Genomic DNA, 20,260 nt, shown 5'->3' with positions numbered 1-20,260 from the left:
AAGTCGAGTACGTCGGTTAACTGCGCGTATGCGAGGAAAGTCCGTGCTTCACAGAGTAAGGATGCCGGATAACGTCCGGTGGGGGCGACCCCAAGGCTAGTGCAACAGAGATATACCGCCTGCAAAGGTAAGGGTGGAAAGGTGAGGTAAGAGCTCACCAGCGTATAGGCGACTATACGGCTATGTAAACCCCATTCGAAGCAAGACCGAAGTGGATTAAAGGCGATTACTCGTCGCCTCCGGTTAGGTAGGTCGCTAGAGCCTTCCGGTGACGGAAGGACCAGACAGATAGTTAACGAATACAAAACACGGCTTATAGACGTAGTCGACAAGAGCGGAGGTTTCTCCGCTTTTTTTGTACATACTTCAAAGGAGCGTAAGATGAAAAAAATACTCATTACCTTGGGGCTGATCTCCGTATTAACGGGTTGCGCAACTTTAGATCAAACACCACCGCAAAAGCCGGAACCGGAACCGCCGAAACGTGTGGAGATTGTGGCATTCGGCGATTTCATGCTACACAGACCTCAGCTCCGCGCGGCGCAATCCGGCGAGGGATACGATTTTAAGCCCATATTTCGCTATCTAACACCTTATATTCAGGAAGCGGATATCGCCATGATCAATCTGGAAACCACACTTACGGACGGTTCAAAGGGCTATACAACCTATCCTGTATTTTCTTCTCCAAAAGAAGTGGCCCGCGATTTTAAAGAAGTCGGATTCCATATTATCTCCACCGCCAATAATCACAGTTACGATAAACTAGGCCCCGGGGTGGAAAGCACATACAACTATTTAAAAGAAGCCGGTCTCGATGTAATGGGCACTCAGGTAGAAGATGCGCCGCCTTTAATAAAAGAGGTCAACGGAATGAAGTTGGGTTTTATCTGTTATACTTACGGGCTCAACGGATTCGATGATATTTTAAGAAACAGCGACAAGCCTTTCGCCGTGAATATTTTTTCCGAAGAGAAGGCGGAAAATGATATTCGCTACTTAAAAGAAAACGGCGTAGATGCTATAATTTGTTTTATACACTGGGGTGAAGAGTATCGCAAGGAGCCTACGGATCAGCAAAAAGCTCAGGCTCGTTTTTTAGCCGATCGCGGCGTGTCCCTTATACTGGGATCTCACCCCCACGTTCCTCAGGGAGTAGACAATCTGTTGACTGATGAGGGTAAGACCTTTGTCGCCTATTCCATGGGAAATTTCGTTTCCAATCAAAGGCGGGAATACATGAACCGCCGCGATGTGGAGACGGGACAAATGGTACGCGCATCCATTGTAAAGGACGAAAAGGGAACGCGCGTGGAAAGCTTCGAACCTTTAGCGACCTATGTAGATAAATACAGTGCAGGCGGTCTTCACTTTGAAGTTATCCCCGTGCGAGAAGCTCTTACGGGAGAGATACCCGTAGAGCGAATGGAATCTGTTCGCGGCCGTTTAGAAGCGGCGGAAGAGGAACACGGAAAGCGTGTAGATCCGAATTTAGTCATTCAAATGAAAAAGGAAGGGAATGAACATGAAGAAAAATAAATTGTCAGGCATTGCACTTTGTGCTTTAGCTCTCGCAACCGGTCTAACACAAATCGCCTATGCATCGTCTTTCACTGATGTTTCGGACACTCACTGGGCCCGTCCCTATATTGAAGAGTTGAGCTCCGCCGGCGTATTAAAGGGATTCCCCGACGGGACTTTTAAACCGAATGATCCGGTATCCCTGTCCGAAACTTTCTCCCTAATCAAGGGAATCAAGAATCCGACGAAAGCGGAGTTGCGTCAAGCCGTCCTTTCCTACGGAAATATGGCACGCCGCGCCGGTGTCGAGGATTGGGCTTATGAAGCGGCAGCCTATGCTTTGGAACAACGTGTCATTACGGAGAAGCAAATAATGGATGCGGGCAAGGCAGGAGCCTTCGAGCGTCCGAGAAAGAGTTACCCGACGAGACGGGAAATCGCATCCTATTATGCTCGGGCCCTTCGCGTGCCCCGCAATGGAGATCTCAGCATCTTGAAGCTGGCCGACCTGGATTCACTGGGTACTATTGGCGATCAGTTCGATCAGCCGGTTCCCGTGGCGGAATATGTGGCGGCTCTCGTTAAGATTAATGTTCTCGCGCCGGAGGGAAGCGACGGAAAATTTGAAGGAGATCGCCCCATTCGCAGAAGCGAAATGGCGAGAATTACAAAAGCGGCCAACGATTATACGCCCCCTGCACGCAAGGAGCGTAAGGTCGTTATCTATACCCGCGACGATTGCCGTTACTGCAATATGGCGAAGGTATTTTTAACTGACACTCTGAAAACATCTTATGTAGAAAAAAACGTAGAAACCGATGAAAAGGCCTTGGAAGAATTTCAATCGAAAGGCTATCACTCCGTCCCCATGATCGAAGTGGACGATGTAGTGCTGGAAGGCTTTAGCCCCTTTAAGCTTATGAGTGTTTTTGAACAGGAATAATAAGAGGATCCCCGCGGAAAACTGCGGGGATTTTTCATGAGATTTTGTTAAAATAGATAAGGTATATCAGAAAGGAGAATGAATGAAACGATCAAATCAGTTTGTGGCTTTTTTCCTCGCCTTTATCATCTTGCTGACGCCGGCGACGGCCTTTGCAGAGAAAGAGCCGCAGATCAGCGCCCGCGGTGCTATCGTTATGGATTACGATACGGGGCAAGTACTTTACGAAAAAAATGCAGATAAAGTTTTTTCGGCAGCGTCCATGACCAAGGTCATGACCGCCTATTTAATTTTAGACAGTATCAAGTCCGGCGAAATAAGCTGGGATACCCTAATTCCCATTTCCGAAAATGCTCGCAACAAATCTCCCTGGGATAAAACAAATTTTTCCGACGAGGAACGACTGGGCGACTTGTTCGAGCCTTATCTTATTAGAAGCAATAATCAGATGGGAATCGCTATGGCGGAATACTTGGGAGGCGGTTCTGAAGCGGTTTTTGCAGAAAGGATGAATGAAAAAGCGAGAGATCTCGGCATTGACGCCCGCTATACAGAGGCCAACGGGCTCAAGCCCAATCGCGTCACGCCTCGGGCCCAGGCTCTTTTAACTCGCGCCATAATTCACGATTATCCGGACATTTTGAATACGACCTCCAAGCACGAGACGCTCTATAAAGAGCAGGTGTATCGCTCCACTAATAAGTTTTATAGAGATTTTCGATATTTCAAAGGGATCAACGGATTTAAAACGGGCACGGCATCTTATGCAGGGCAATGCCTGACGGCGACCTACACGAAAAAGGGACGCCGATTGATTTCCGTTGTCATGGGATCCACGGGGAAGGATCGACGCTACCACGACACCATGGCGATTTTAAATTATGCTATGAGCTTTTATTCCACCTCTAATTGGGCGAATAAGGTGCCTGCCCTAGCGGACCGTGAGGGAATGAATACGGCGGCTTACAGAAACCTTACCAGTTTCCAGGGGAGAGAGGCTATGAGCCGAGGAGAGTTTACTCTCTTGATGGCCCTCGCTATGAAGCTTCCCTTGGTCGACGGAGATACGGGATTTGACGATATTTCGGATGAGGTCTATTACAAAAACGCCATAGTTGCGGCGAAAAGGGCGGGCCTTATCGACGGATACGGCGACGGCAGCTTCCGACCGGATCAGCTCATTACACGAGAAGAAATGGCCCGCATCGTCTACGTCGCCATGAAATACGACGATTCCGGGGCTCGACTTCCCTTTAAAGATCGAGACAAGATTCATCCCGTGCACCGTAAAGCCGTGGCGGGTTTAACGGCTCGAAAAATTTTACACGGACGCAGCGGCGGAATCTTCGATCCCAAGGGAACGGCGAGTCGAGAGGAAGCGACACTTATGATGCTGAATCTTAAAGATCAGTTACAGTGAGGAGCGAATAAAGATGATTAAAAATGGAAAGAGAATCAGTTCCTCCGATGTGGCCGTCGGATGTATTGGCGCCGGCTATATAATTTTGAAGCTTGTTGCAATTTATAAAAAGATTGAGAGTACGCAATTGGATCTTATATTCCTATGCGGCTTACTCGGTTCAGAGGTGTACCGCTTTAAATCTTCTTTGAGTGAGAGGACTTTTTATGAAAATACGGGACGTGGAATTATTGTCGCGGGGCTCATTATTATGTTTATCTCCAAATTACAAAATTTTTTCTCGCTATAACAATCCAATTGCCAATTCTTTTCTAAGCCTCTTTTAAATCTGATCCCCGGGCCTTAAGGACAGACGGGCCTATGGTATAATAAGGTCCGTAAAAAAGTGTAAATTAATTGGGAGGAAATTATGAATAAAATAAAACGTTGGGCGACGACCGCCCTTGCGGTGGCCATGGTGGCCATTGCCGCCGTGCCGGTATTTGCCGATGCGGTGGAGGGAGATGTTATTTTATCTCTCGGACAAAATTTAACGGACGCTCAGAGGGAGGAACTTAAAGAACGATTCGGCGCCAAAGAAGGGGACCAAATCATCGAGGTTACCAATGAAGAAGAGCATAAGTATCTCGGCGAGTTTGTACCCGAGGCGAAGATCGGTTCCAAGGCTATCTCCAGTGCCAAAATCGAGTATACGAAGCCCGGAAGCGGCATTCACGTGGAAACTTCCGAGCGCATCAAATTCATTACCGACGATATGTACCGCCAAGCTTTGGAAACTGCAGGGGTTAAGGACGCCAATATTACCGTGGATGCGCCGGTGAATGTTTCGGGAACGGCGGCTCTTACGGGAATCATGAAAGCTTATGAGGTTACCAGCGGCAAGAAGATCAGCGACGATGTGAAGAAGGCCGCCAATGAAGAGATGGTCGTCACATCGGACCTCGCTAATGATGTCGGTGCGGAAAAGGCCGCCGGCTTCATAAAGGAAGTAAAGGAACAGGTAGCCGCCAATGCGCCGAAATCCCGGGAAGAAGTACAGTCCATTATCGTGAACATTTCCAACGAATTTAACATTAATCTTTCCGAACAACAAAAGGAAGATTTGACGGACTTCTTCGATCGCTTAAGAAAAACCGACATCGACTGGAACGGCATCGCCGAAAAGGCGAAAGGTGCCGCCGGCCAGGCGAAAGAATATCTCGGTAGCGAAGAAGGACAAAGCATGCTCATGTCCATTAAAAGCGCCATCGGTCGTTTTATCGACTGGATCGCTTCTCTATTCAGATAATGAATAAAAGGTTCTCAATCGACGATTATAGTCGACAGAGAACCTTTTTTATTGGAGAGATTTCAGTCGAAGTTTCGCAAAAAAAGAGCCCGGCGATACCGAGCTCTAAAATGGGAGTTTTTACTTTTGAGTTTTGCAATTTTCCAAGAAGCGTTCGCCTACGCGATAAATATCGCCGGCGCCCATGGTAAGGATCACGTCTCCCGGTCTGGATTTTTCCATAATATAATCCAAAATATCGTCTTGCTCGCCGATATAGAGGGCCTGGTCGTGATTGGCTTTTACCGCATCCACTAATGTTTTCGAGTGAATATCGCCGTAATCTTTTTCTCTCGCCGCGTAAATATCGGCAATGATCGTAATATCCGATTCCTTAAAGCTATGGCTGAAGCTGTCCAAGAGCAGCTTCGTGCGCGTATAGGTGTGGGGTTGGAAAATACAGATCAGACGATTGGTGACCGTGGGTTTTAAGGCGTGGAGAGTTGAGGCGATTTCCGTCGGGTGATGTGCGTAATCGTCGATGACGCGAACATCGTCGACGACGCCTTTAAACTCTAAGCGTCTCCCGACGCCGTGGTATTTCTGCACACCTGCCACGGCCTCTTCGATGGCGATTCCGTTTTCGACGCAGGCCGCAATGGCCGCCAGGGAATTGGTAACATTGTGCAGCCCCATGGTGTTCATGGCCACTTCTCCGCAGTTCTTCCCGCGAATGTAAAGTTCGTAGCGTATATGGCCGGTTATGGGATCGACGTCGAGGTTTTTCGCCATGTAATCCGCATCGCTCTTAATACTGATGGTGACGATGTCGGCCTCGGTGGCATTTCGCATGCTGTAGGCTCTTTCGTCGTCCTTATTTAAGATTAATGTATCGCCCTTGCCTAAATTGCCGGCGTATTGCCTGAAAGTATCTAAGATATGATCGATATTATCGAAGAAATCCAGGTGGTCCTCGTCGATATTTAAGATAATCGCCGTGGAGGGGAAATACTTCAATACATTGGCACGATATTCGCAGGCCTCCGTGAGGAAGAAATCGCCGGTGCCGATACGCACATTGCCGCTGATTTCGCCGAGGTTTCCGCCCACCATAATGGTAGGGGAAAAGGGGGCGTCTTTAATGGCGGTGGCGATCATGGACGTGGTGGTCGTCTTGCCGTGAGTACCCGATACGGCGACAGAAACATGAAAGTTTCGCATTACGGAGCCTAAAAAAGTGGCACGGTCCACGATGTCGATCTTTTGCTGAACCGCCGCACGATATTCGGGATTGTCCATGTGGATGGCGTCTGTATAGACGATGAGATCGGCGCCTTCGATTTGAGAAGGATCGTGGCCTTCATAGACGGTAATGCCGAGCTCTTTAAGATGATCGGTAATGGAGGAGGTTTTCTGATCGCTGCCGGAAATGCTATAACCTTTTGAAAGCATTAATGCCGCCAAGCCGGACATACTGATGCCACCGATGCCGATAAAGTGAATGTGGTGGTAGTGGTCCGTACCAAATTCAAACTGAAACATATTTTCCTCGCTTCCTTAGTTTGTGTTTAAAGAATGTAATAAAAAAATTGCGGAAAAATCCGCAATTTCATTATTTTCCGGAATAGAACTCGACGATCAGTTGATCTTCGATTTCAATGGGAATATCTTCACGAGCGGGTTCGGAACTTAAGGTTGCCTTATTGTTCTTTTCCTTCGTGATATAGGGATAGCTGTTGACGAAGTTGTTTTCAAAGTTTTCTTTGAACATGTCAACTTTACGTCCACGTTCACTTAAGGAAATAACATCGCCGACTTCTACACGGTAGGAGGGGATGTTGACTTTTTGTCCGTTAACGTGAATGTGACCGTGGGTTACCATTTGTCTAGCTTGACGAATGGAGGATGCAAATCCCATACGATACGTTAAATTATCTAAGCGGACTTCTAAGCGCTTAACCAGTGCGGGACCGGTTTCTTCTTCGGCTTTTTGAGCTTCTGTAACATAGCGGAAAAATTGTTTTTCCATGACGCCGTAGTATGCTCTAAGTCTTTGTTTTTCCAATAATTGTTTACCGTATTCGGTTAACTTCTTATCGGAACGAGCGGTACCTCTACCTGCTCTGTTCATTGCTTTCGGGTGTCCACATACGTTAAGACCTAATCTTCTGGATTGTTTAAATCTAGGTCCCATCATTTTTGCCATTATCTTTCACTCCTAAATTATTATTTGCCGCGATAATTTAGAACCTCAATTATTATATAAGATAGATTTCCGTATGTAAAGGGCTTATTCCCTTAACATGAGGACTTTTCCTTATGTTATACTACCCATAAGAGAAAAAAGAGGTGGAACATGCATACTATTTTTAAAAACACGCGTTTTATCGACGTCATCGAGGGCGTCGTGAGAGAGAACAAAGACATCGAAATAAAAGACGGCAAGATTATGACCATTGCCGAGGGCGGAAGCTTAAAAGTCGGAGAGGAAATCGACGGATCCCATCTTCTCCTCGTGCCCGGCTTCGTCAACGCCCACACCCATCTCGGTATGAGTTATTTCAGAAACTATGCCGACGATATGGATTTAAATACTTGGCTTACGACGGCGATCTGGCCTTTGGAGGCTCATTTAACGCCGGACGATATTTACTGGGCGAGCCTCCTCTCCATGGCCGAGGGCATTCGTTCCGGCGCCACGACTTTCTGCGATATGTATTATGAACTGGATCGCGTCGCCGATGCCGCTGTGGAGATCGGCATGCGAGGTCTTTTAACCCGCGGTCTGACGGATATCGACGGCAGCGGCGAGGAGAAACTGGAAGAGACTCGCATGCTGTACGCTTCCTGCCACGGCAAGGGGAACGATCTAGTTCGCGTGGCGCCTGCACCTCACGCCATTTATACCTGTAGCGGCGAGTACATTCAGGATATTATTTCACTCGCCAAAGAAATGGACGGACTTTTACATCTTCACGCTTCGGAAACGAAAAAAGAAGTAGAAGACAGTGTGGCAAATTACGGCAAGACGCCCGTAGATTATATGATGGGCCTCGGCCTCGGCGAGGTGCATACGATCGCCGCTCACTGTGTCCACATGACGGAAGAGGAAATGGATCTTGTAGATAAATCGAAATTCTTCCCGGTGTACAATCCCTCCAGTAATTTAAAATTGGCCAGCGGTTTTACGCCGGTGCAAACATTCCTCGAGAAGGGCTTCCGCGTGGCCTTGGGCACCGACGGCGACAGCTCCAATAATAATCAGAACATGCTCGAAGAAATGCACATTGCGAGCATCGTCAATAAGGCGGTCACCATGGATCCAGAGGCAGTTTCTGCGGCGGATGTCATTCGCATGGCCACCATTAACGGCGCCTACGCCCTCGGACGTGAAGATGAAATCGGCTCCATCGAAGAGGGAAAGAAGGCGGACATCGCCTGCTTCGATTTAAATTCGCCGAGCTTTACGCCCATTAACAATTTAATCAGCGCCCTTTGCTATTCCGCTCAATCGGAAGATGTGAAGCACGTTATGATCGACGGGGAGTTCGTTATGCGGGACAGACAGTTTACCCGCGTGGATCTCGATGAGATTCGCCGCCAAGTTGAAGAAAAGTTCCAAGCGCTCCTCGAGCGTAAAGCCCAAAAAGAAAATGAAAGAGCCTAACTAAAAGGAGATCTTTATGGATAAAAAAATAGTATTTTCGGCCATTCAACCTTCCGGGAGCTTAACCATCGGCAATTATTTGGGAGCTCTCAGCAATTTTGCCGATCTGCAAAAGGATTATAACTGTCTCTACTGCGTCGCCGATATGCACGCCATTACCGTGCCTCAAAAGCCGGCGGATTTACGACGCCGCACATTGGATCTGATCGCCCTTTACGTAGCCTGCGGCATCGATCCCGAAGAAAGCATTCTCTACATTCAATCCCAAGTTCCGGAGCATGCGGAGCTCGCCTGGGTTCTGAACACTATTACCTCCGTGGGCCAATTAAATCGCATGACCCAATTTAAGGATAAATCCCAAAAACAGAAAGAGATCTATGCCGGTCTCTTAAACTACCCGGTGCTCATGGTAGCGGATATTTTGCTATACCAAACCTCTTTCGTGCCCGTGGGGGAAGACCAACGTCAACATATCGAGCTCACTCGCGATATTGCCGAGCGGTTCAACACGCGCTATTCGCCGACGTTCACCGTGCCGGACATTTTAGCGCCGAAGGTTGGGGCACGGATCATGAGTCTTCAAGATCCTACGTCTAAAATGAGCAAATCCGATGTGGACGAAAATGCCTATATTTTAATTTTGGACGAACCCGATGTCATTCGCCGCAAGATTAAACGGGCCGTTACGGACTCTGTCGGCGAAGTTCACTACACCGACGAGCAGCCGGGGGTAAAAAATCTCCTGGACATTTACTGCTCCTTTAAACACATTACCCCCGAAGAGGCGGAAAAAGAGTTTGCCCAAGCGAATTACGGCGAATTAAAAGAAGCCGTGGCGGAAGCCGTAGTGGAAGGGCTCGCTCCGGTTCAGGCACGTTATAAAGAAATTCGCGAAGATAAGGAAATGCTCGAATCGATTTGCAGAACCGGCGCTGAAAAAGCTTCTCGCTTGGCACAACGGACCCTTCGAAAAGTCTATCGCAAGGTAGGGTTTGCGCAGTTTTAAACATTCCTTGACGCACGTCGGGAAAGTTTCTATAATGAATGTAACTATTTGGTAGGGGAGGAGTAGGTCCCATTTTCGCTCAAGAGAGATTGCGTGTGGTGTGAGCAATTGCGAAAACGACTGAAGGTCGCCCTTACGACATTTGCGAAGGCAACGGTACTCGCCGTTATAGAGTTTGAGCGCCGCATTTTGCGGAACAAAGGTGGTACCGCGGAAACCCCGTCCTTTTAAGGATGGGGTTTTTTCTATTGAGAGGAGGATTTATGAACGATATGCAAAAAACATATGATCCGAAAGATTTTGAAGAGAGAATTTATAAGGCGTGGATGGATCACGGCGCCTTTACACCGGACAGAGAAAAAGATCAGGCAGAAGGCAAAAAAACCTTTACCATCGTCATGCCGCCGCCAAATGTAACGGGTAATCTCCACATGGGCCACGCCATGAACAATACGTTGCAGGATATTTTAATTCGCTTTAAGCGCCTGAAAGGTTACAGTGCCCTTTGGATTCCCGGCACCGACCACGCGTCGATCTCCACGGAAGTAAAAGTTGTGGAACGTCTTCGCGAACAGGGAAAGACAAAGGAAAGTCTGGGACGTGAAAAGTTTCTGGAAGAAGCGTGGGCATGGACGGAAGAATACGGCGGCAATATTAAGAATCAGTTGAAAAAGCTGGGCGTGTCCTGCGACTGGTCCAGAGATCGCTTCACATTAGATGAAGGTCTTTCGAAAGCCGTCGAAGAATTTTTCTTCCGCCTCTATGAAAAAGATTTAATTTACAGAGGCAATCGCATTATCAACTGGTGTCCCCACGACAAGACTGCCCTATCCGACGCGGAAGTGGAACACGAGGATGAAGACGGCAAAATGTGGACTTTCCGCTATCCCATCGAAGGGGAAGAGGGAGAGATTTTAATTTCCACTACCCGTCCGGAGACCATTCCCGGGGACTTGGCGGTGGCCGTCAATCCGGAAGACGATCGCTATAAAGATTTGGTCGGCAAGCACGTCCACCTGCCTTTGTTCGATCGTACGATCCCCATCGTCGCCGACGATTATGTCGATTCCGAATTCGGTACGGGCGCGGTTAAAATTACCCCGTCCCACGACCCTAACGACTTCGGCGTCGGGGAGCGTCACGATTTAGGTCAGTTCCTCATTATGGACGAAACGGCGCACCTTAATGAAAACGCAGGGAAATACGCGGGAATGGAACGCTCGGAAGCTCGAAAAGCCATCGTCGCCGATATGGATGCCGAGGGTTATCTCGTAAAAATCGAAGATCATCACCACGCCGTCGGCCACTGCGAGCGCTGTAAGACCGTTATCGAGCCTATGCTCAGCAATCAGTGGTTTGTCGCCATGGAAAAACTGGCGAAACCCGCCCTGGAAGCCTATAAAAAGGGCGATCTCCACTTTGTGCCCGATCGCTTCGGCAAGATCTACACCCACTGGCTCGAAAATATCCGCGACTGGTGCATTTCCAGACAACTTTGGTGGGGCCATCGCCTGCCCGTCTATTACTGCGACGATTGCGGCGAGGTCATAGTATCGAGAGAGAATGTAGAAGAGTGTACCTCTTGCCACAGCCATAATATACGCCAAGACGAGGATACCCTGGACACCTGGTTCAGTTCCGCTCTTTGGGCTTTCTCCACTATGGGCTGGCCCGAAAACACGGAAGATTTAAAATACTACTATCCCACTGACGTTCTCGTCACGGGCTACGATATTATTTTCTTCTGGGTCATCCGCATGGTCTTCTCCGCCCTCGAACTTACGGACGAACTTCCCTTCACGGATGTTTATTTGACGGGCCTCGTTCGCGATGAACAGGGCCGCAAAATGAGCAAGAGCTTAGGCAACGGTATCGACCCCTTGGATGTTATCGCCGAGTACGGCGCCGACGCTTTGCGCTTTACCCTCGTGACGGGCACCACGCCGGGCAATGATATGCGCTTCAGCTATAAACGTGTGGAAAACAACCGTAATTTCTGCAATAAGCTATGGAATGCATCCCGCTTTGTGCTCATGAATCTCCCCGAAGACTTCAAATATTCCAAGGTACAAAAAGATAAACTTCGAGGCGAAGATCGTTGGATCTTAACCCGTCTCGATGAAACTGTAGCCGATGTGGAGGCGAAGATCGAAAAATACGACATCGGCCTCGCCGCCGAAGCGGTCCACGATTTTATTTGGGACGAATACTGCGACTGGTATATTGAGATGGTAAAACCCCGCCTTTACGGCGACGATATCGATGACAGGGAAGTGGTCTATGGGGTTCTCCTCGATGTGCTCGAAAAGATCCTTATTATGCTTCATCCCTTTATGCCCTTCATTACGGAAGAGATTTATTCCTTCCTTCCCGGCACCGAAGGGGAATTAATCAGCGCCCAGTGGCCCGAATCCGGCGTCTATGCCTTTGACCAAGATGTTCAAAGTATTGCGGTGGTTCGGGAAGCCATTCGCGGCATCCGCAACGCCAAGGCTGAAATGGACATCGAGCCCCATCGCAAGAGCAAGCTCTACGTTTTAACGGGCGACGAGGATCGAAAGGCTCTTTATAAAGAAATGGAAGGTCATTTCGTAAACCTTGCCAATATTACCGAAATCGAACTAATCGACAATCGCCAAGACGTATCGGACGATGTTATTTCCGTCGTGACGGAAAAGGCGGAACTTTTCCTACCCATGAAAGATCTTGTAGATTATGCAAAAGAAGCGGAACGCTTGGCACGGGATATCGAGAAGACGAAATCTGAAATTGAACGGGCGGATAAAAAACTTGCCAACGAAAATTTCGTCAACAAAGCGAAACCGGAGGTTGTAGATAAAGAAAGAGAAAAACTTCAAAACCATAAAAATAATCTTTCGAACTTACAAGAGCGCATGGCGTTCGTACAATCACAGATCGATAAATAAGATAAAAGCGCCTTTTTACAAAAACTCTCATCTTTTTTGCATATTTCATCAAGCAATGGGTAAACTTACAATGTAAACGAAAAGCAGTATTGTATATTTGGGAGGCTAACATGAGAAAAGGAAAAAAGGCGCTTGACATTATAGTAGCCATCATTCTTCTCGTCTTTGCCTGTATTTGTTTCTTTTCGATCTATGGCAATTTAATCGGCATGGATTCGGCGCAACAGAGTCTGCTCTCGGCTTTGAATCAAGAGTGGGGCTTTTACACCTTGGCCGTTTTAGCGTCGATTACTGCGGCCTACGGCCTGTTCCTCTTTCTTCGTGCTCTAATTACGAAGACAAGGGAACGCAGCATTCGAATGAAAAATGCCGACGGTGAAGTCTACCTCACGGAATCTTCCGTGGAATCGGTTGTGGATTATTCGGTGCGCAGTTTCCACCAAGTCTCCAGACCTGAAGTGGAAGTAAGCATTCACGGCGGAAAAAATCCGACGGTGCGCTCTAAGGTTGCCTGTAGGGTGAGAGAAGAGGAAGATCTCCAAACTCTCGCGCAAAACATTCAATCGCGCGTGCGCCAAGACCTGGAAACCTATGTCGGATTTCCCGTAGGCGATGTGGAAGTAACATTTACGGATCCTGATGAACCTGAAACAGAAAAGGTCGCGGGGTGATGAGATGAGACTATTTACGCAAAATTCTGAAAATCAATTCAACTATATCGGCGATTACGATATCGCACCGTCGGGACAATTGATCGACGGCCGTAGCGGTAGCCCCATGTCGGGGAATGCGATGGCGGGAAGTACGAAACGCTTCTTCAATCGCTATAAAAAGACCACCATCGGTATGGTGATCGGGCTGATTGTGGGTATATTGTTTATTACCATTGGATTTTTCAAAACCTTATTACTCGCCATATTAATCGGCGTCGGTTTTGTCGTGGGCGGTTTCTTTGACCGTAATCCAATCGTTATGAAGTTTTTAAAGAACCTGGGCTAAGAAAGGAAGTTTATAATGGCTAACAATTATGACAACAAAAAAGACATTAAAGAAGAATTAAAAGATGTACCGGAAGTACCGGGCGAAGAAGCAGTAGAAGAAGATCACCGCGATTCCTTAGTATTCAACGATTCCGTCGTAGAAAAGATCGTTTCCCTCGCAGCGAGAGAAATCAAAGGCGTTCTCGATCTTAAGGGCGGCTTAATCTCCGGCATTACCGAAAGTTTCGGCGGTTCCGATTCCACCAAGGGCGTAGACGCCACTATTAACGACAAAGATGTCGTATTGGATGTAAAAATGCTTCTCGAGTTCGGCCAATCCGCTCCCCGCATTTTTGACGAATTGAAACAATACGCTTCCCAACAATTAAAACTTATGACCGGCTTAAATCTTGTAGAATTAAACGTCGAAGTTGTCGATGTTTTAACTCGTAAAGATTTCGAAGAAAAGAAACAAAAGAACAGAGCCAATCAATTAGGCAGTAATGCAGCCGGCAATGTAAACAAGGGAAATTACGATAGCCAATGGTAATCATCAAAAAAGCGAGCACTAGATGCTCGCTTTTTTGATGCATTGAATTAAGTTTTCGATGATGGCCTCTTTATGCTCTTCATCTGTAACCGTCGCCATAGAATTTAGGATCGATAGAGAAAATACCATCTCCCCATCGATTCTTTTTTCGTACGTCGTGTGGTCTTCTTCGTGGGTTATGCGGTAATCCACATTTTCTACATGCAATACCTTAACATCGTCGTCATTTAATTGATCGGAAAACATAGCGAAAGCTTCTTCGCCTTCTTGAGTAAGAATTAATGTTTCGTCTCGTTCTACGAGGAAATCGGCCTCGATAAGCTCCAGAATATACTGGCACAGAAAAAAATAATTCATCCGACCCTCGGAAAGGATAGCGTCTTGGAGGGCGCGTCGTGTCATTTTGCCGCCACCCTGTTTAATGGATGCCAAGATATACAGTTTATCCGATGCCAATGTATGGATGGGTACACTCTTCATATTATCACCTACAAGAATTATACCATTGATCGGAGAATCAAGCGCGTGATTCTGTTATAATGAGTTAATAGCTATAAGGAGGACAATATGAAAGGAAAAGAACGCGTTTTATATTCGGAAGAAGTGATCAAAAGCCGCGTCGCCGAAATGGCGAAGACAATCGACGAGTATTATGACGGAAAGGAAATTCTCGTCATCGGCCTGCTCCGTGGATGTTTCGTCTTTTGCTCGGACCTGGTTCGCGCCATGGAAAGTAAGATGGAAGTGGATTTTATGACCACTTCCAGTTATGAAGATGAATTTTCTTCATCCGGCGAAGTAAAGCTTTTCAGCGATTTGCGCGCCGATGTAAAGGGAAGAGATGTGCTGATCGTCGACGATATTATCGACACGGGCCACACTTTGGAGACGGTGGTAAAATCCATTAGCGCCATGGAACCTGCTTCTGTAAAGACGGCGGTTATGCTCGATAAGCCATCGAGACGGGAAGTGGATTATGCCGCAGACTTTACGGGCTTTACAATCGACGATGTATTTATCGTAGGATATGGATTGAATTATGGTCCCTATTACAGAAACAAACCCTATATCTACACCTACGAAGAAGACTAATTTTTTAGTATTACTTTACGGCGTCTTAGGAGCGGCTGTTTTATTTTTAGCCTTGGGGCCCCTACTTTCACGAAGGGATCCTCTCTGGGGCGTGGTGTTGACGGAATTCATCGCCATCGGGTTGCCGGCGATTTATTGTCGGAAGCGGTTTCGCACAAAAGAGCGAAAGGCTATGAGCTTAAAAGAGGCGGCTATTTTAACCGTGGCTCTTTTCCCGGTCATCCTCGTGATCAACGGACTTTTTCTCGAAGGACTCAATCAATTATTGCCCCTGGAAAATCAAAATTTGGACATTATAAAGTCCAATGGATCACTGATAAAGCAGCTCATTACTTTGGCAATTATCCCCGCGTTTTTCGAAGAGCTCTTCTTCCGATCCGTCATTTGCGAGCAATTTGCAAGGCGAAGCCCCATGGGGAGCGTATTGTTTTCGGCGATTCTCTTCGCTCTATTCCACTTTCAGTGGCAAAACAGTATGGCGCCTTTTTTATTCGGCCTGGCCCTCGGATATATTTACCTTTACGGCGGATTGAAAGCATCGGTTTTTTCACATTTTCTATATAATTTCTGCTCCATTTTGTTCGTTCGCTCTTTCAGCGAATCCTGGATGAAAACATTAGGCGATCTCGCCCTGGTGAGGGGAATGGGCGGCGTGAAAAATTTTATGACCCTCGTGCTCCTCGCGGGGAGCGCCCTGGGAATTTTTATTATTCTACGAAAATCTTCTAAGCGCCCCTTACCTAAGGGAGGCGCCGTTGTTCGCGGGAAGGAATGGATCCCCGTGGCGGCCCTCGTGCTCGTCTACGTAATTAAAACTTTCGCATAGGAGGTAGTAATGGACGGTTTTGATCAAGCGGTTAAACTATTCAAAGAAGCTAAATATGCCATTTGCCTGACAGGCGCAGGCATTTCCACGGAGTCGGGTATTCCGGATTTTCGAAGCAATCGAGGTTATTACACCAATTTCATCCCGGAAGACGCCCTTTCTGTCGGGGTTATGGAATCGGATCCCAAGCGTTTTTACAGCGAAGGCTACACGATTTTAAAAGACCTCGAGGGAAAAGAACCGAATCCCGGTCACAAGGCACTGGCGGCCATGCAGGAGAAAGGCTTTTTACACGAAATTGTTACGCAAAACATCGACGATCTCCATCAGCGAGGTGGCGCGAAAAATGTGCTTCAGGTGCACGGCGACGCGTCCACTGCCCGTTGTGAGTATTGCCATTATCATACGAATTTTGCCGAATTCGACAAGCAGGTGAAGGCGGGAAATATTCCGCCGAAATGCCCGGAATGCGGACACGATATGCGCACCAATGTGGTTTTGTTCGGCGACGCCATGCCGCCGGCATTTGATGCGGCGGTAAAGGCTGCTGAAAAGGCGGATCTTATGCTCGTCGTGGGAAGTTCCCTCCAGGTCATGCCCGTTGCGTATTTGCCCCGCCTTGCCGAACATTTAATTATCGTCAATCAAGGCTCCACTCCCTACGATCACCAAGCGGATGTCATCTTCAAGGGAAGTGCGGCGGACGTACTCGTGGAGCTGGAGAAGCGCTTAAATGAATAGCTACACGACATTCAGTCAGATTTATGACTCGGTGATGGACAATTACGACTATGACCGAGTTTTTCAATGGTTGAAATCCCTTATGCCGGAAAAAAGGGAATTAGAGATCCTCGAAATGGCTATGGGTACCGGAAGGTTAACGGAAAAACTTGCCGACATCGGAAAGGTGACGGGATTCGACTATTCAGCCGATATGCTTGCATTGGCCGAGGAGCGCTTAAGGGGGAGAGGCGTTCCCCTTCTTCAATTGGATTTAAGGACCTTCGACATAAATAAAACCTACGATTGCATACTTTGTCTCTGTGACGGTATGAATTATTTAAAGAGTGATGAAGAACTTCTCCAAAGTTTTTTGAGAGTGGAAAAGCACTTAAAAAAAGGCGGACTTTTCGTATTCGATATGAACACTCATGTGCGCTTTTCAGATTACGGAAACTTTACGGAAATGCGAGAGGAAGATAATTTTACCCTGATCTGGGAAAATGACTACGATCCTCCCGTGAACGAGTATTGCATTACCATGTTTGTTCGAGATAAAGATGGAAAATACGACCGCTATCGAGAGATCCACGAGGAGCGGGCTTTTGACCGACAACAAGTGGAATCCCTCTTAAGGGAGGCGGGTCTGAAGCTCATAGAAGCATACGACGGCTATACGGATAGAAAAGCCCACGACAAAACGGAACGGATTTGTTATGTGGTAGAGAAAAATTAAAAGGAGTATATGTGAAAGATATTTGTATTCGTGCGATTAATGAAACAGGCACCATTAAGGTAAGTGTCGTAACGGCCACGGCCCTCGTGGAGACGGCGCACATTACCCACCAGACATCGGCGACGGCCACGGCGGCTTTAGGTCGCAGTTTAATCGCCGGCATTTTGCTACGCAATAAATTAAAGAACGACAATGATTCTCTTACGATGATCATCGACGGGGGAGGACCTCTCGGACGCATCGTGGTGACGGGTAAAAACGACGGGCATGTCAAAGGTTATGTAGATCACCCCATGGTGGACCTTCCTACGAGGGGAACTGACGGCAAGCTCGACGTCAGCGGCATCGTCGGCCTTCCGGGAACTTTGACCGTGACGATGGATCTGGGTATGCGTCAGCCCTATACGGGGAAAGTATCTCTGGCTACGGGAGAAATCGGTGACGATGTGGCGGCTTATTTATTTCAATCGGAACAAATCCCTTCGGCAGTAGGTCTCGGCGTTTCCGTGGATACAGATTTAAGTGTAAAAAAAGCCGGCGGCTTTATTGTGGAAATTATGCCCGGCGCAACAAACGAAGAAATCTCGGAATTGGAGGCCATGCTTAAAGAAGTGAAGTCCGTTACGGAGCTCTTGGAAGAAGGTCTCGATGCAAAAGGTTTAATGAATGCTATCTTGCCTAATTTAGACCTGAAGATTTTAAGCGAAGCACCCGTAGCCTTCGTCTGCGAGTGTTCGAAAGATAAAGTGGCCGATTCCATCGCCGCATTACCCGACAGCGACATTCGGGAAATGATGGAAGAGGATCACGGAGCCGAAGCCGTTTGCCATTTCTGTAATCGTCGCTACGAATTTAGCGAAGAGGAACTGGAAAGTATGTTATCGGCGGATAAAGAATAAGCTTTGCAGATTTTTAATTGGGGCTTGACAGCTTCATGAAATTTCTGTAATATAGACAAAGGTTGTTAAACAACCTTGCCCGGATAGCTCAGTCGGTAGAGCAGCAGACTGAAAATCTGCGTGTCGCTGGTTCGATTCCGGCTCCGGGCACCAGTGCGGAAGTGGCTCAGTGGTAGAGCATCGCCTTGCCAAGGCGAGGGTCGCGAGTTCGAATCTCGTCTTCCGCTCCATAGCTCGGTTTTTACCGGGCTTTTTTTATACTCTTTTTTAGTTTTTTAAAATAACCGGACTTTCGCATCGACTTTAAACGAATGGAAGAAGTTTAAGTAAAAGCATTTATCTGTTTAACAAAAAAGGCTCAAAACTATCCTGCTGGGAACACATCTCCAACGGACAGTTAAGAGCCTTTCATTTGCAATAAAAAAAACCGCCGAGGTTTCTCGACGGTTTTGGAGGCGACACCCGGACTTGAACCGGGGATAAGGGTGTTGCAGACCCGCGCCTTACCACTTGGCTATGTCGCCGCAACTCATTACTTGTTAAGTATAACATAGGCTTTTTATTTAAGCAAGCCTAGACTTTGTGCAAACTTATACTGATTATTACGGCGAGCAATAGGATCGCAAAAAAATCTGTGATATAATGAACCATTAGATAATAGCACTATCCGAAGGGGGTACTTATGAAAGAGCAGCTTCAACAACTTGAATCGAATGCACTCGCTGCTATCGAAAACGCAAAGACAATTGAAGAATTGGAAAAAATTCGTCTTCAATACTTCGGCAAAAAAGGTGAACTTACCCAAATCCTAAAGGGCCTGGGCGGTTTGCCGAAAGAGGAGCGCCCGGTAATGGGTTCTTATGCCAATGAAGTACGTGAAGAAGTTCAAATAGAATTAGATAAGAAAAAAACCGATATAAAAGAAGCGGCCTATGACGTGCGCATGGAAGAAGAGTACTTAGATGTTACTCTAAATCCCGCGAAACTTCGCGTAGGTCACCGCCATCCGCTTTTAAAGACGAAGGAAGAATTGGAAGATCTCTTCGTGGAAATGGGCTTTACCGTCGTCGACGGACCGGAGATCGAAAGCGTGGCCAATAACTTCGACGCTCTCAATTCGCCAAAAAACCATCCGTCCCGCGACAAGAGCGACACTTTCTATATCGACGACAACACGCTGTTAAGAACCCACACGTCTCCTATGCAAATCCGCGCCATGAAAGAATACGGCGCGCCACTTCGCATCGTAAGTTCCGGCCGTGTGTTCCGTTTCGACGATGTAGACGATACCCACTCGCCTATGTTCCATCAATTTGAAGGTCTCGTAGTGGATAAAGGTGTAAGCCTCGCCAATTTAATCGACACGCTGAATGTATTCGTAAAAGAAATGTTCGGAGACGATATGCAAATTCGCTACCGTCCTCACAATTTCCCCTTTACGGAACCTTCCACGGAAGTCGATGTAACCTGCCTGGTCTGTCACGGTGAAGGTTGTCCGGCATGTCACGAGACGGGCTGGAGTATGGAACTTTTAGGCGCCGGCGTGGTGCATCCCAATGTTTTAAGAAACTGCGGAATCGACCCCGATGTTTACAGCGGCTTTGCCTTCGGCATGGGGATCGATCGCATCGCCATGGTAAAATACGGCATCGACAATATTCGCCTTATGTTTGAAAACGACGACCGCTTCTTATCTCAATTCTAGG

The 20,260-nt window shown here is 47.4% G+C and carries 19 protein-coding genes, 3 tRNA genes, 1 other RNA gene and 1 other annotated feature; of the genes, 19 read left to right on the top strand and 4 right to left on the bottom strand.

The genetic code is table 11. From position 1 onward, the window contains the following. The first annotated feature begins 4 nt into the window (after positions 1–4). The 5 genes from rnpB to PEPTYR26121_RS00355 all read left to right on the top strand — a co-directional run bounded on the left by rnpB (position 5) and on the right by PEPTYR26121_RS00355 (position 5,172). Positions 5–332: RNase P RNA component class A (gene rnpB, locus PEPTYR26121_RS00375), an RNA gene on the top strand. 49 nt (positions 333–381) lie between these two features. After that, positions 382–1,539 (top strand): CapA family protein, encoded by a 1,158-nt coding sequence (locus tag PEPTYR26121_RS00370; RefSeq protein WP_180498126.1) that lies wholly within the window; start codon positions 382–384, stop codon positions 1,537–1,539. After that, on the top strand, positions 1,526–2,464 hold the full coding sequence (locus PEPTYR26121_RS00365) for an S-layer homology domain-containing protein (protein ID WP_180498124.1): 939 nt from the start codon (positions 1,526–1,528) through the stop codon (positions 2,462–2,464). The genes PEPTYR26121_RS00370 and PEPTYR26121_RS00365 overlap by 14 nt, the downstream gene beginning before the upstream one ends. An 82-nt stretch (positions 2,465–2,546) precedes the next feature. Continuing rightward, positions 2,547–3,884 carry an S-layer homology domain-containing protein gene (locus tag PEPTYR26121_RS00360; protein ID WP_180498122.1) on the top strand — a complete coding sequence of 446 codons (1,338 nt, stop codon included), beginning with the start codon at positions 2,547–2,549 and terminating at the stop codon, positions 3,882–3,884. A 409-nt stretch (positions 3,885–4,293) separates the two neighbouring features. Then, a complete protein-coding gene (locus PEPTYR26121_RS00355) occupies positions 4,294–5,172 on the top strand; it encodes a DUF1002 domain-containing protein (protein ID WP_180498120.1) in 879 nt (292 codons plus the stop codon). Positions 5,173–5,292: 120 nt separating this feature from the next. Here PEPTYR26121_RS00355 and murC read toward each other — a convergent pair whose 3' ends face one another. Both murC and rpsD read right to left on the bottom strand, forming a co-directional pair. Then, positions 5,293–6,693, bottom strand: coding sequence for a UDP-N-acetylmuramate--L-alanine ligase (murC, locus tag PEPTYR26121_RS00350; RefSeq protein WP_180498118.1), 1,401 nt, complete (start codon positions 6,691–6,693; stop codon positions 5,293–5,295). 70 nt (positions 6,694–6,763) lie between these two features. Further along, on the bottom strand, positions 6,764–7,357 hold the full coding sequence (gene rpsD / locus PEPTYR26121_RS00345; RefSeq protein WP_180498116.1) for a 30S ribosomal protein S4: 594 nt from the start codon (positions 7,355–7,357) through the stop codon (positions 6,764–6,766). Between the two features lie 150 nt (positions 7,358–7,507). Between rpsD and PEPTYR26121_RS00340 the strand changes: the two genes are divergently transcribed. The 6 genes from PEPTYR26121_RS00340 to PEPTYR26121_RS00315 all read left to right on the top strand — a co-directional run bounded on the left by PEPTYR26121_RS00340 (position 7,508) and on the right by PEPTYR26121_RS00315 (position 14,281). Further along, entirely contained in the window at positions 7,508–8,818 is a 1,311-nt protein-coding gene (locus PEPTYR26121_RS00340; RefSeq protein WP_180498114.1) for an amidohydrolase, read from the top strand. 16 nt (positions 8,819–8,834) lie between these two features. Then, positions 8,835–9,824: a tryptophan--tRNA ligase gene (trpS, locus tag PEPTYR26121_RS00335; protein WP_180498112.1), complete on the top strand. Its 990-nt coding sequence runs from the start codon at positions 8,835–8,837 to the stop codon at positions 9,822–9,824. A gap of 43 nt (positions 9,825–9,867) precedes the next feature. Then, positions 9,868–10,054: a binding site (T-box leader), on the top strand. Between the two features lie 33 nt (positions 10,055–10,087). Continuing rightward, positions 10,088–12,751: a valine--tRNA ligase gene (locus PEPTYR26121_RS00330; protein WP_180498110.1), complete on the top strand. Its 2,664-nt coding sequence runs from the start codon at positions 10,088–10,090 to the stop codon at positions 12,749–12,751. Positions 12,752–12,861: 110 nt separating this feature from the next. Further along, the gene (amaP, locus tag PEPTYR26121_RS00325; protein ID WP_180498108.1) at positions 12,862–13,422 is read left to right on the top strand and encodes an alkaline shock response membrane anchor protein AmaP; all 561 of its coding nucleotides are present in this window, start codon (positions 12,862–12,864) and stop codon (positions 13,420–13,422) included. 4 nt (positions 13,423–13,426) lie between these two features. Next, positions 13,427–13,750, top strand: a complete 324-nt coding sequence (locus PEPTYR26121_RS00320) for a DUF2273 domain-containing protein (protein ID WP_218956299.1) — start codon at positions 13,427–13,429, stop codon at positions 13,748–13,750. Between the two features lie 15 nt (positions 13,751–13,765). After that, positions 13,766–14,281: an Asp23/Gls24 family envelope stress response protein gene (locus PEPTYR26121_RS00315; protein WP_180498106.1), complete on the top strand. Its 516-nt coding sequence runs from the start codon at positions 13,766–13,768 to the stop codon at positions 14,279–14,281. 18 nt (positions 14,282–14,299) lie between these two features. Here PEPTYR26121_RS00315 and PEPTYR26121_RS00310 read toward each other — a convergent pair whose 3' ends face one another. After that, complete coding sequence (locus tag PEPTYR26121_RS00310) at positions 14,300–14,761, bottom strand: DUF4364 family protein (protein ID WP_180498104.1); 462 nt, start codon at positions 14,759–14,761, stop codon at positions 14,300–14,302. Positions 14,762–14,848: 87 nt separating this feature from the next. On the opposite strand from PEPTYR26121_RS00310, the gene hpt reads away from it, so the two are divergent. The 7 genes from hpt (at position 14,849) to PEPTYR26121_RS00275 (ending at position 18,784) form a co-directional block, all read left to right on the top strand. Next, positions 14,849–15,373, top strand: a complete 525-nt coding sequence (gene hpt / locus PEPTYR26121_RS00305; RefSeq protein ID WP_180498101.1) for a hypoxanthine phosphoribosyltransferase — start codon at positions 14,849–14,851, stop codon at positions 15,371–15,373. Beyond that, positions 15,321–16,199 carry a CPBP family intramembrane glutamic endopeptidase gene (locus PEPTYR26121_RS00300; protein ID WP_180498099.1) on the top strand — a complete coding sequence of 293 codons (879 nt, stop codon included), beginning with the start codon at positions 15,321–15,323 and terminating at the stop codon, positions 16,197–16,199. Before hpt ends, PEPTYR26121_RS00300 begins: the two co-directional genes overlap by 53 nt. Before the next feature lie 9 nt (positions 16,200–16,208). Further along, on the top strand, positions 16,209–16,940 hold the full coding sequence (locus PEPTYR26121_RS00295) for an SIR2 family NAD-dependent protein deacylase (RefSeq protein ID WP_180498097.1): 732 nt from the start codon (positions 16,209–16,211) through the stop codon (positions 16,938–16,940). Then, positions 16,933–17,655 (top strand): class I SAM-dependent DNA methyltransferase, encoded by a 723-nt coding sequence (locus PEPTYR26121_RS00290; RefSeq protein WP_180498095.1) that lies wholly within the window; start codon positions 16,933–16,935, stop codon positions 17,653–17,655. The genes PEPTYR26121_RS00295 and PEPTYR26121_RS00290 overlap by 8 nt, the downstream gene beginning before the upstream one ends. Before the next feature lie 11 nt (positions 17,656–17,666). Continuing rightward, positions 17,667–18,554, top strand: a complete 888-nt coding sequence (hslO, locus tag PEPTYR26121_RS00285; protein ID WP_246285850.1) for an Hsp33 family molecular chaperone HslO — start codon at positions 17,667–17,669, stop codon at positions 18,552–18,554. A 77-nt stretch (positions 18,555–18,631) separates the two neighbouring features. Continuing rightward, positions 18,632–18,707: transfer RNA gene (locus tag PEPTYR26121_RS00280), tRNA-Phe, on the top strand. A gap of 2 nt (positions 18,708–18,709) precedes the next feature. Further along, positions 18,710–18,784, top strand: a tRNA-Gly gene (locus PEPTYR26121_RS00275). 220 nt (positions 18,785–19,004) lie between these two features. On the opposite strand, the gene PEPTYR26121_RS00270 is transcribed toward PEPTYR26121_RS00275, so the two are convergent. Next, positions 19,005–19,078, bottom strand: a tRNA-Cys gene (locus tag PEPTYR26121_RS00270). Between the two features lie 158 nt (positions 19,079–19,236). On the opposite strand from PEPTYR26121_RS00270, the gene pheS reads away from it, so the two are divergent. Next, entirely contained in the window at positions 19,237–20,259 is a 1,023-nt protein-coding gene (pheS, locus tag PEPTYR26121_RS00265) for a phenylalanine--tRNA ligase subunit alpha (protein ID WP_180498093.1), read from the top strand. Position 20,260: the final 1 nt, after the last annotated feature.

Source organism: Aedoeadaptatus nemausensis (genome assembly GCF_903819165.1).
In the GTDB taxonomy this organism is placed as follows: domain Bacteria; phylum Bacillota; class Clostridia; order Tissierellales; family Peptoniphilaceae; genus Aedoeadaptatus; species Aedoeadaptatus nemausensis.
This window is presented reverse-complemented; position numbering and strand designations above follow the sequence as displayed.